Source organism: Cryobacterium luteum (assembly GCF_900110125.1).
GTDB lineage: Bacteria > Actinomycetota > Actinomycetes > Actinomycetales > Microbacteriaceae > Cryobacterium > Cryobacterium luteum.
On the sequence record NZ_FOCN01000040.1, the window covers coordinates 1 to 9,669 of the forward strand.

Here is a 9,669-nt window from a genome sequence, read left to right on the forward strand (position 1 = left end):
GCTTCCGGCAACCGGTCGCCGTGTGCCCGCAACCACTGGGCGGCCGGCATCGACTAGCCGTTCGACAATGGCGTGGCCGAGCTGTCCGGATGCTCCGGTAACCAAAATCATATGTGCGTCCCCTCGGTGGTTCTAATCAGTAACTAGACTCATTTTCGGTAACTTCCCCGCCCTGCACAAGGAGGCACTTTCGTGTCAGACAGTCACATTCAGGTAATCGCCTCCCTTGATCCCTGTGGCCTCGATGAGCATCCGGACTGCGGAATCCGTGACGTACTGACCCGGGTAGGTGACAAATGGTCCGTGCTCGTCATCGTTGAACTCGCCTCGGGCGTTCGCCGGTTCCGCGAACTGCAACGCGGCATTGACGGAATATCCCAGCGAATGCTGACCCTCACCGTACGCAGACTGGAACGCGACGGCCTCGTCACCCGAACCGTGTACCCCACAGTCCCCGCCCAAGTCACGTACGAGCTGACGGCCCTGGGCAGCAGCCTGACCCACCTCGTCAAACAACTCGCCGACTGGTCACTCGACCACCGCGAAACCATTGGACGTTCCCGAGCCCACTACGACGCCCAACACCCCGACAACGAGATTCACTAAATACGGGCCGCCCGCAAGGGAACGGCGGTACCGTCGATGACATGATTACCACCGCTTGACTTCGCCTTCGGCGTTGACGCCGTGCTGATGTGGGCCATCCCCCACGCAACAACATCCGGCCGACTTGTGGTTTGATCAACAACGTGCGCCATTCCGTTTCGAACCGACACCGTCCGAGCCCCGTCGCATGGTTGTCCCTCGCGGTGTGCGGCACGCTCACTGGTTGCGCGGGAGCAGTCCCGGTGTCGGACGCGGTGTCACAAGTGTCGGCGCGCAAGGCAGTCGCTGACGTCTCTCGGGGTCTCTACCGTGAGGGGACGGACGTGATCGATGACTATGCCCGCTGGGCTGACACCGACACCGAGAAATCGACCGTAGTCGAGTTGATCGGCTACGAACCATATCCCGGCGCGATCCACGGCGAACCAGTTGGAGCGCTGCAGTTTCGTGCGACGATGCAGCCCACCCCGAACGAAGAGCCGTACGTCGCTTGCTTTGAGTCGCAGTTTGATTTCTGGGGCGTCGCGACCGAGGAGCCCGGCGAATGGAGCGACGACACAGCGGTCGCGCACGACATCGCTTGCCCGCCGGACGCAAAGCGCATCCCCGCTCCGGTCGACACCCGCTTGGTTGACGTTGTTCCCGACGGAGCGGAGGCTCTCGTCGTCGAGGTGCTGACAAACGCGCCGTCCGCGGCATCCGCTGACGACATAGTCGCCGAGATCGTCAAGCGGATGCCGCAGCCCACCGGTGAGCGTGAGGTCGCGTTCGATCCCGAGGCGACGGTAGTCGACGGCGACGGCGACATCGGCTTCGCGATGGGCGATGGGGACGACTGCCTGCTCGTGAAACGAGACGTCGACGGCGTGCAGGTGTTGCAGGTGCCCAAGATTCTGCTTCAGCCCGGAGAGCTCGGGTGCGCAGCCGGCACGGCGCTCCAGCCGGGCGACCAGCTACGGTCCCCCCACTGACCCAGAATCTGGGCGCTCGGCAATCGGCCCGATTGGCCGCGGATCCGTCGCGCAGGGGGTTCGTCTTACGGGACCCGGCGTTATTGGTCTAATTTCAGCCGGTGGTGTGCCGCAACGTTTTAGAGGCTGTTGTGTGCAGCAGTATGTGGCGATGGTGTGTCGACTGATCTGTTGGATCGTCGTGTCCCAGTTTGGTAGGCCAGCCATCCGGCTGCGATGAGCGCCAGTACCGCGGACGCCAGGAACGCAATGTTGTGGCTTGGAGATGCAGTACCGAGGTCGATGGTGACTATAGCCGCGAGTCCGACGGTGTTCCCAATCTGCTGCGCAGTCGTGAGGATTCCGGAGGCGATGCCCCCGAGGCTGCTGGGAAAGGATGCCGTGATGAGGTTTGCAAGGGTACTGATCGCCACCCCCATGCCGGCGCCGAAGCCAGCACTGATGAAGATGATCGCACCCGTCCAACCGTCTTGGGCTACAGCGGCGATGGCGAACAGACAAACACTCATGAGTAAGACTGCGAGGACAGCCGCATTCATGGATCCGAGCTTTCTTACGATGGCCGGAGAGGCGGCGGCTGCGATGAAGGCGGCCACGGACAAAGGCAGAAATGACAACCCTGTCTGGAGCGCATTCAGATCTCTGTGCACTTGGAAATTCAGGGTCAGAAAATAGAAAGTACTGGTCATTGCCCCACCGACGAGAAGCATTGCCGTGGGGAGCTGCCACACCCGTTCCCCGGCCAAGCGTCGAAGGGGTAACAAGGGATTCGACGATGACCGGATTTCGATGAAGACGAACAGGAGGAGGCTCCCCGCTGCTGTGACGAACCAGACAGCCGCGGGGACGTCGAGCAACTTTGATTGAAGAGACGCGAACCCCAGCGTCAGGGTCGTGACGCAGACTGTCCCCGCCGCCGCTCCGGGCAGATCGAGGCTGCCCCTCTGTACTGGCTGAATACGACCGATAGCGATGGTCAAAAGACCAAGGAGAACCACGCACAGCGGGACGTTTACGAGAAGAGTCCACCGCCAACTCGACCACTCGACCAACAGACCGCCGGTGAGAACGCCAATCGCACCGCCGCTACCTGCCGCGGCACCCCACAGTCCAAAAGCACGAGCGCGCCCCGGGCCTGCAGGGAAGGAAAGCGACAGCAGTGACAGCGTCGCTGGCGAGATGAGCGCAGCAGCGATCCCCTGGGCCATGCGCGCCGCGATCAGGACGCCGGCCGTTGGAGCCGTTCCCCCGACCAGACTGGCCACTGCAAAAAGGGCAACCCCTATAAGCAGGATCCGACGCGCCCCAAACGTATCGGCTAAACGTCCCGATACGAGGAGCAGCCCGGCAATCGGGATAGCGAAAGCGTTCACGACCCAGGGCAGGTTTTCTCGTGAGATGCCGAGGTCTGCTGCCAGCTGCGGCAGTGCGACAGTCAAGATTGAACTATCGAGAACGACCAGGAACTGCGCAATACTGCAGACGGCGAGGACAGCGCGTTGTTGTTTCACTCGCGGTCGAGGCGAACGATGACGTTGCCGCGAAATTTCCCCAGGAGGAGTCCGTCAAGGACCGCCGGCGCCGCCTCAAGGCCGCCGTTGACGATGGTGTGCGGAAAGACGATTTTGCCTTCGCTGAGCCAGAGCCCGTAGTGCTGGTTCCAAGCTTGGATCTGGTGGGGGGTGTGGAAGGTAGTGAAGGGGCGAATCTCAATTTGTTTGACGATGGCCGTCATGATATCGAGACGCGGACTGCCTGCGTCGCCGCCGTCGATTTGACCGGCCAGCGCCCCGCAGAGCGCGAAGCGCGCGCCGGGAGCTGCGGCCTGAACTGCCGCCTCAAATTGGTCACCGCCGACCGTGTCGAAGAAGACGTCGATACCCTCTGACGCCAGTGCTTGCAAGCGAGAGGCGATCGACTCCGTGCGGTAGTTGATTGCGGCGTCGAAGCCGAGCTCGTCGACGAGATAGGCGACCTTGGCATCACTGCCGGCGCTCCCAATGACGGTCTTCGCGCCCAAGGCTTTGGCGATTTGTCCGGCGAGTGAGCCCGCGCCGCCCGCAGCTCCGCTGACGAAAACCACGTCGCCCTCCCGGACCTGGGCGATGTCGACGATCCCGTGATAGGCAGTGACACCTTGATTCAGCACGTATTCCGCTCCCGGCAGGACTTCGATCGGTACCGGCCAAAACGTTTCTGCAGCCGCGACGGTCTCCTCCCGCCATCCGCTCATGTGCGTCACGACGGATCCGACCGGCAGGTCGGCTGCTGACTCTGTGACTGTTCCAACGGCCCCGCCCCAGAGCGGCGTCCCCAGCGCATAGGGCGGCATTGGAAGGCCGGGATGTTCCGTCATGAGATCGGCCATGACGGCGGTGATCTGAATGAAATCGTTTCGCACGCGAACCTGACCGGGCTCCAGACGTGCGGCTTCAATTGTCTGCATCGTGAGGCAGTGCGAAGGAGAGATGGTGTGATCGGTGCGGTACTGGTTCAGGACGATCTCCTCGGTGGTAGTGGCAAGCGCGGTGATGTTGGGCATGTGAAGTACTCCAGTTCGGTTCGGCCCGGTGGTTGCCGGGCAGGTGCCACCGTAGAAGCAGTACCGGACAGGTATTGTCCGCTACAGGGTGGAAGATGAAGGTTATGTGGGATACCTCCGGACGACTGCTGAGATTGTTAGCGCTACTACAACGCACCCGGGAGTGGAATGCGGCCGAGTTAGCAGTCGAACTGGAGGTCACGGCCCGCACTGTTCGACGCGACGTCGCCCGGCTTCGTGATCTGGGCTACCCGGTGGCCAGCGTTCACGGCACTGGTGGTGGCTACCAGCTCGAAGCCGGTACAACATTGCCTCCGCTGATGTTCGACGCCGAAGAAGCAATTGCCACCCTCCTCGCGCTACAGGACGCATCCGCGACAGGCAATCGTGGTGCAGCCCCTGGGGCGCTCAGCGCCCTCGACAAGCTCAATCGCGTCATGCCACCCCGACTTCGTTCCACGATCGATGCCCTGGCACAGAACTCCAGCCGCATCGACCTGGGCAGCCAGATCGGCTCGGACCCGGCGCCCGTGAACGCGAACACTCTCGTGCTGCTTGCTCGAGCGTGCCGGGACCGTCGACAAGTCGAGGTCATTTACCAGGGTCGCTCGGGAATGAGTATGCGCCGACACCTTGAGCCCCTACACCTCGTTCGCACGATGAACCGGTGGCACCTCGTCGCGTTCTCCCTCGAGGCGAACGACTGGCGCATCTTTCGCGTCGACCGCCTAGCAGATGCCACCATCACGACAGCCTCAAGTCACCCTCGAAAACCGTCAGCGGAAGACCTCGATGTCTATGTTGCGGGCCGAGTCGGCGCGACGGTCCGGCAGGTGACCGCGACCGTGCGCGTGCACGCTCCCCGCGCTGAGGTCGCCCACTGGATCTCAGCCGCCTGGGGAATTATTACCGAGGAAACAGCCGAAACGTCAATCGTGCAGGCCGGCGCAGACAGCTATAACGCGATCGCACGCTGGCTGCTTCTGATGGATAGACCCCTAACCGTCGTAGACCCACCCGCGCTGCGAGCGGCATTTGCGACCATCGCCACCGAGGCAAAACGCACCGCTTCGAAAGAGGCTACAGGGAGGTCTGCGGCGAAATAGCAAAAGTGTTAGCTCCCAACTGTGGCGTGCACGTGATTTAGGCGCAGGCCCACGATCCGCTTTCAGGGACGCGCCACTTCTACCCAGCGCGGTTTTCGACACTGAATGGCCGGGGGTGTGGCGTGTGCAAAGTCAGCGACAGAATCAAAATTTGACAGTCCCGTTGAGGGTTCGGCTTACGGGCACGGACCGATGAGCATGGAGCACAGGCGGTGGCCCAAGTGTCAGATACTCTGATGCAAGTGATATTTCATTCGTCTCTGTGACGCAGAGCCCCTGTAGGGATTCCAGTTCACTCCTCATCCGAGGAGCGGTGATTCAGTGTGCCCGCGAGGGGAGCTCCAGTCGGAGTTCCCCTGCATCCCGGCCACCTATCAAATTCATCACTGGAAGATCCCATTCACATGACATCAACGAACGCTCTCGAACCTGCTATGCCCGCCCTCGACCGGGCATCCCTGCGACCTGACTGCGGCAATTGCTTTGCCCTCTGCTGCACTGCCTTCGGTTTCTCACGTTCCGCAGACTTTCCTGTCGACAAACCCGCAGGCTCTCCCTGCCACAACCTGGCACCTGACTTCTCCTGCACGATCCATGACACACTGCGCCCGAGAGGCTTCCGTGGCTGCACCGTCTTTGACTGCTTCGGTGCAGGCCAAAACGTGTCGCAAGGGCTCTTCCTCGGAAAGAGCTGGACCGAAAGTCCTGACACCAAGAGCGAGATGTTTGCCGCGTTCGCCGCCGCACGTCAGCTCCATGAGATGCTGTGGTATCTGGCCGAGGCACAGACGCGAACGTTCGATCCCGACGCCTCACACCGTGCGGCACAGCTCAGGAACACAATCGAGCATGCCGTCGGGGGTGAACTATCGGACGTGCTTTCACTGGACCTTCAGGATCTTCACTCCCAAGTGAGGTCAACGCTCATCGAGGTCAGCGAAGAAGTACGGGCGGCCTACCGTGCCGTCGGCGATGACCACCTGGAATCCGCGCTGAAACCGGGAGCAGACCTGATGGGTAAAAATCTCAGGTCCCGCCGACTGTGCGGGGCAGATCTCCGTGGGGCCTATCTCATCGCCGCAGACCTGCGGGACAGCGACTTGTCAGGTGTAGATCTGCTCGGTGTCGACTTCAGAGATGCACGCCTTGACGGCGCTGACCTCTCGAAGGCCCTGTACGTGACGCAGCCGCAACTCAACGCCGCGCACGGCAACCATGTAACTCGTCTACCCGCGGATCTGGAAATGCCGCCCCATTGGCAAGACGCGTGACACCGTACAACTCGACGGGGAGCCTTGGCAGGTACTGAACGCTGCCAAGGGCAAACGACTCGCGGTATCGCTCAACAATCCGGACGCAGCCGCCGCACTTCTGGTGAGTTCGAGCGCTACCGAGGGGTGGCGTAGTCCCGTATGAGGTTCCCGATCGGGGCGACATTCGAGGCAAGACCTCGTGAAATTCGTCGGCCAGAGGAGCTGGCAGCACCCTTCCGCATGGTCGAGGCCACGCCTCAAATCAAGCGTTGGTGCCGAGAATCTCATCGCCGCCGCGCATCTCTCACCTATATACCGGGCGCACTCACTGCGGAACAGTGATCCGGCTGTCTTTAGGCTGGGCCCCGATCGGGCATGCATCGAATCAAGAACCATCACAAAAATCTAGGGTGATTCTGCGTCGTTTAAAAAGGGGGATACCGCGGACAGGTCCTCGGGGAGAGCGACTTTTCGCTAGCGAGCGTGCTGCAGGCTCATCATCCGGGCACGGAGACGCCGGCGGCGATGACTTCTTCGATGGCATCGCGGGATTGTTCGAGGGCGTCGATGGAGGCGTCAATGCGAATTTGTTCGCGTTTGAGGTCTTCGATGAGGTCGGTGCAGATTGGAGCTAGGCGTCCTGCTTGTTGTGTCAGGCAGGGCAGCACCGTTCGGATCGTCGCTGTGCTGAGCCCGGCATTAAGTAAGTGGCGGATACGGCGAACGAGTTCGATATCTTGATCGGTGTAGTCGCGGTATCCCGATGGATTGCGCAGCGGGTTGAGAAGGCCCTGTTCTTCGTAGTAACGAAGCAGCCTGGCCGGCACCCCAGAGCGTCCAACAACTTCAGAAATTCGCACGTGACCAACGACTCCTATCATCGAGCTTGCCTTCTCATTGATGTGAGAGTTGATGCTATCAGAGTGAACAATGAAAAATTCGTCCTTCGAAGTCTTCCACGTGATCGTGCTGCACGTCCGGCAGTGGTGCTGGCTGGATTCGTGCTGTTGGTGTTTTGCACTGGTACAGCAGAGTATCTCGTCGCAGGCATGCTCCCTCTTTTTGCCGTCGACTTGTCTGTCGATATCGCTACCGCGGGCCAGACGGTCACCGCCTACGCGCTCGGGGTAGCTATCGGCGGACCCATCATTACCGCGCTCACTGCTCGGCTGCCGCGGAAAGGGCTGGCTCTCGGTCTGGCCGTGGTTTTCATCGCCGGCACCATGCTGACTGTAATCGCCCCCGCGTTTGGTTGGGTCATTATCGGACGCGTCGTTTCCGCCTGCAGCCAGGCGACGTTGTTTGCAATCGGCCTGATCACTGCGACTAAGGCGATGGGGCCGGCTAAGTCGGGGCAGGCCGTCGCGATTGTGACCTCCGGATTGACTCTGGCCACTGTACTGGGGGTGCCGTTGGGAGTGCTGCTGGGCGGAGGCACGAATTGGCGGCTTCCGTTTGTTGTGATCGCTGCCGTTGCACTCATTGGCTTGTTGCTGCTGGCGTGGGCTATGCCCCGCACTCCAGCGCCCGCGACGGGAATTGTCGATGAGATCCGAGCGCTGCTGCGAAGGCCGGTGTTATTGGCCGTTTCGACGACCGTGGTCGGGTTCGCAGGAGTCGGCATCGTGTTTACCTACCTCGTGCCGCTCCTGACTGACGTGACAGGCATCGTCGCAGGTGCCATACCGGTACTGCTGATGGCCTATGGCATCGGCGGGGTCGTCGGCAACCTCGTAGCAGGACGCCTGGCTGATCGGGCCCTCGGTCGCACTTTAGCTGGAGTCTTCATCGCCCTCATCATTACCCTGTCTGTGTTTCCTCTGGCCGCTGAAATACCGACCGGTATGGTCGCCCTGGTCGTGATGCTGGGGTTGTTGTCGACCGCTACGATCGCACCCTTGCAATCCCTCGTGATGCGCCATGCCGCCGCAGCACCGTCATTGGCGCTTGCGGTGAACGTCGGAGCGTTCAATCTAGCCAACGCCATAGGTGCCGCCCTCGGAGGGGTCGCAGTTGCAACCGGGATGATGCGTTGGGGCGGCTTCGCTGGCGCCGGGTTCGCCGTGCTTGGCCTCATCCTGAGTGCCGTAGCTGTCCGGATTCCCACTCAAACAGCGCGTGCCAAGAACAACATCACCCGTGGAACGGCGGAAGCCCGTTCATGAAGGCAGCAATGACACCTACAAGCGGTCCGGTCACGGTTCGGCTTATGGGACGCCACAGATGGATAACTAGGCATCGTTCGTGTCGGGCTGGAGACACCCACGTCTTGTTTCATCGATTTCAAGGTTCGGTGCGATCGCCGTCACTTGGTGAAGGCTCGGGCGCACGCGTCCTCCTGCGCTGTTTGCCTTGGGAGTCCAGCTTGAGCCGTCGACTGTGAGCTACGACGACGGTTTTGTTCGGCGGCGGTGCAGCCGATGAGTGCGGACACTTATCGGTCCTTCGTGCGATTCAGTAGGTCAGCGCCAGAAATTCGGTGCTAAGACGTTTTGTCGCCTGAATCTCTACCTGGCAGACGTTAAGGCGTCTCCCGGACATGTCTATGGTGTACCCCTAAAACTGAGGAGCACCATGAACCACTTGCCCGACGAAGATCAACTCGACGGCCGTCTTGATCGGTCGAGCCCGAGAACGACGCTCATGACAGACGACGTGATCGATGAACTCAACCGTTTACGCGTCGCATCCATGCCATCACCCGGCAGCGGCGGGCACAGAAAACGGTGGACCCGACCCGCCCTCACAGCGCTGATCACGTTCTCATTGGTGGGTGGCGCCGCTGCCGCAACGGCCGCGACAATTCAACTGTGGTCGCCCTGGGCAGAATCCCCGGACGCCGTCGCTACCTACACGTTGCCGAGCGGAGCGGAGTGTGAACTCCGTATCGGCAACGTTAACGGAAGCGATCCTGAAGCAGTCCGTGCAGTCCAGGACTTTTACCGGGCCGCGCGCATTGATGCCCTTCTCACCCAGGAAACGATCGATGAAACCATCGCTCAACTCCGGACGGAAGAATCCACCTGGATGAACGACGATGGGTCCACGGAGGCCGCAGGGTACGGAACCGTCCACTACAGCGCCGACTCCGAGTACGATTCCGCCGTCAATCGCATCTTGACCAACACACTTAGCAGCGAGCTCGCCCGGCAAGGCATTGATGGATCCGAGTCCAATCTCCGCTACGACGG

General features: G+C 61.2%; 10 protein-coding genes. 6 read left to right on the plus strand and 4 right to left on the minus strand.

Annotated elements, in window-relative coordinates; genetic code table 11:
• A partial coding sequence (locus BMW72_RS19770; RefSeq protein WP_139175932.1) for an NAD-dependent epimerase/dehydratase family protein occupies positions 1–111 on the minus strand: 111 nt, incomplete at its 3' end.
• A gap of 81 nt (positions 112–192) precedes the next feature.
• Between BMW72_RS19770 and BMW72_RS17625 the strand changes: the two genes are divergently transcribed.
• Entirely contained in the window at positions 193–606 is a 414-nt protein-coding gene (locus tag BMW72_RS17625) for a winged helix-turn-helix transcriptional regulator (protein ID WP_092112901.1), read from the plus strand.
• A gap of 323 nt (positions 607–929) precedes the next feature.
• The gene (locus tag BMW72_RS17630) at positions 930–1,577 is read left to right on the plus strand and encodes a hypothetical protein (RefSeq protein WP_092112904.1); all 648 of its coding nucleotides are present in this window, start codon (positions 930–932) and stop codon (positions 1,575–1,577) included.
• Positions 1,578–1,696: 119 nt separating this feature from the next.
• On the opposite strand, the gene BMW72_RS17635 is transcribed toward BMW72_RS17630, so the two are convergent.
• Both BMW72_RS17635 and BMW72_RS17640 read right to left on the minus strand, forming a co-directional pair.
• The gene (locus BMW72_RS17635; RefSeq protein ID WP_166787645.1) at positions 1,697–3,088 is read right to left on the minus strand and encodes an MFS transporter; all 1,392 of its coding nucleotides are present in this window, start codon (positions 3,086–3,088) and stop codon (positions 1,697–1,699) included.
• Complete coding sequence (locus tag BMW72_RS17640) at positions 3,085–4,119, minus strand: MDR family NADP-dependent oxidoreductase (protein WP_092112909.1); 1,035 nt, start codon at positions 4,117–4,119, stop codon at positions 3,085–3,087. The genes BMW72_RS17635 and BMW72_RS17640 overlap by 4 nt, the downstream gene beginning before the upstream one ends.
• 104 nt (positions 4,120–4,223) lie before the next feature.
• Between BMW72_RS17640 and BMW72_RS17645 the strand changes: the two genes are divergently transcribed.
• Positions 4,224–5,225: a helix-turn-helix transcriptional regulator gene (locus BMW72_RS17645; protein WP_166787646.1), complete on the plus strand. Its 1,002-nt coding sequence runs from the start codon at positions 4,224–4,226 to the stop codon at positions 5,223–5,225.
• A 404-nt stretch (positions 5,226–5,629) separates the two neighbouring features.
• Positions 5,630–6,496, plus strand: coding sequence for a pentapeptide repeat-containing protein (locus tag BMW72_RS17650; protein WP_244151252.1), 867 nt, complete (start codon positions 5,630–5,632; stop codon positions 6,494–6,496).
• 479 nt (positions 6,497–6,975) lie between these two features.
• Here the strand turns inward: BMW72_RS17650 and BMW72_RS17655 are convergent, their stop codons facing one another.
• On the minus strand, positions 6,976–7,338 hold the full coding sequence (locus BMW72_RS17655) for a MerR family transcriptional regulator (RefSeq protein ID WP_092112916.1): 363 nt from the start codon (positions 7,336–7,338) through the stop codon (positions 6,976–6,978).
• Between BMW72_RS17655 and BMW72_RS17660 the strand changes: the two genes are divergently transcribed.
• Positions 7,339–8,643: an MFS transporter gene (locus BMW72_RS17660; RefSeq protein ID WP_198416307.1), complete on the plus strand. Its 1,305-nt coding sequence runs from the start codon at positions 7,339–7,341 to the stop codon at positions 8,641–8,643.
• Positions 8,644–9,052: 409 nt separating this feature from the next.
• A partial coding sequence (locus BMW72_RS17665; protein WP_139175933.1) for a hypothetical protein occupies positions 9,053–9,669 on the plus strand: 617 nt, incomplete at its 3' end.

Bases quoted from the DNA above. Each gene is read 5' to 3' on its own strand.
- BMW72_RS17650 (WP_244151252.1), top strand. From the start codon at position 5,630: ATGACATCAACGAACGCTCTCGAACCTGCTATGCCCGCCCTCGACCGG.
- BMW72_RS17640 (WP_092112909.1), bottom strand. From the start codon at position 4,119: ATGCCCAACATCACCGCGCTTGCCACTACCACCGAGGAGATCGTCCTG.
- BMW72_RS17645 (WP_166787646.1), top strand. From the start codon at position 4,224: ATGTGGGATACCTCCGGACGACTGCTGAGATTGTTAGCGCTACTACAA.